Here is a 1,616-nt window from a genome sequence, read left to right as displayed (position 1 = left end):
ACCATGACGGCCAGCCAGTACAAAAACAGCGGTAATGGCAACGACACCACGACCAGCACCACGGATTTCAGCAACACCTACGTGCAGCGTGATATTCAGCGTCTGCGCGCGTCCTTGCGCGCGGGTGAAAGCTCCACAGGCGGGACGGTGTTTGATTCGGTGCCGTTTCGCGGGGTGCAGCTGACCTCGGACGACAGCATGGAGCCGAACTCCAAACGCGGCTTTGCACCGGTGGTGACCGGGATTGCCTCCTCGACGGCGCGCGTGAGCGTGCGTCAGAACGGCAGCCTGATTTACGAGACCACGGTGCCGCCGGGGCCGTTTCGCCTGACCGACTTGTATAACGCCGGCAGCGGTGAGCTGGAGGTGACGGTCACCGAGGCCGACGGCACCAAGCATGTCTCAACCCAGAATATCAGCACCCTGAGCGTCATGAAGCGCCCGGGGGCGGTGGAGTATGAGGTGACCGCCGGGCGTTACTCCGGCAACAACGGCGTGTACACCGGCAGCCGTGACCCGTTGTTTGCGCTGGCGACCGCCACTGTCGGCCTGCCGATGAACATGACCGTCTATGGCGGCGTGCTGGGGGCGCAGAACTACCAGTCCCTGGCGGTCGGCCTTGCGGTGTCGCTGGGCATCATCGGTGCCGTCTCGCTGGACAGTACGCTGGCGCACGCCCGTGTCGAGGGGCACGGTGAGCCTGATGAGACGAAGAATGGGGCGGCGTTCCGCGCCCAGTTTGCCAAGACGGTGGATGAAACCGGCACCTCGCTGAATGTCGCGGCCTGGCGTTACGCGACCCGTGACTTTCTGAGCTTCCAGGACGCGGTCACCAGCGGGTATGGCTTGCAGGATGGCCAGGCACCCTGGCTGAACGAGCGCCGCCGCAGCTCCTGGCAGACCAACCTTAGCCAGTCCCTGGGCGGGATGGGGTCGGTATTCCTGCGTGCCTCGCGTGATGACTACTGGAACTCCACCCGGGTGGTGAACACCGTCGGGGCCGGGTTCAGCAGCAGCATCAAGGGGGTGAGTTATTCCCTGAGCTACGACGAAGACCACACCCGTGCCAGCGACGATTCCTGGCCGGTGAACCGCCAGGCCTCGCTGAACGTGTCGGTGCCGTTCAGCCTGTTTAACCCGTCATGGGAGGGGGTGCGCAACATGAACGCCAACTACAGCGTGTCCAACGACAACCACGGCCGCACCTCGCAGCAGGCCGGTATCAGCGGCTCCTTTATTGACAACAAGCTCTCCTGGAGTGCCAGTCAGGGGCATGATAATCAGGGCGGCGGTACCAACGGTAACCTGTCACTGGGCTGGAGTGGTGGACGCGGCAGCGTGAGCGGCGGCTACGGCTACGGCCCGAACACCAAAACCATTAACGGCTCGGCCAGCGGCGGCGTGGTGGTCCATCAGCACGGCGTGACGCTGACCAGCATGCTGGGCGATGCCATGGCGCTGGTTGAGGCCCCGGGCGCGGCGGGCGTGAAGGTGGGCAACACCACCACCGACAGCCGCGGCTACGCGGTGGTGCCGTACCTGCAGACCTACCAGCGTAACCAGGTCATGCCGGACACCACCACGCTGCCGGATGGCGTGGAGCTCCAGGACACCAG

Annotated in this window: 1 protein-coding gene; it reads left to right on the top strand. The window is 64.7% G+C overall.

Annotated elements, in window-relative coordinates:
* On the top strand, nucleotides 1–1,616 hold a 1,616-nt coding region (locus tag M2406_RS26380), incomplete at both ends, for a fimbria/pilus outer membrane usher protein (protein ID WP_259191942.1).

The sequence above is a fragment of the Serratia sp. BIGb0163 genome (assembly GCF_024809935.1).
In the GTDB taxonomy this organism is placed as follows: Bacteria; Pseudomonadota; Gammaproteobacteria; order Enterobacterales; family Enterobacteriaceae; genus Serratia; species Serratia quinivorans.
The sequence above is the reverse complement of the archived record's forward strand: the minus strand, read 5'-3'. Positions and strand labels throughout refer to the sequence as shown.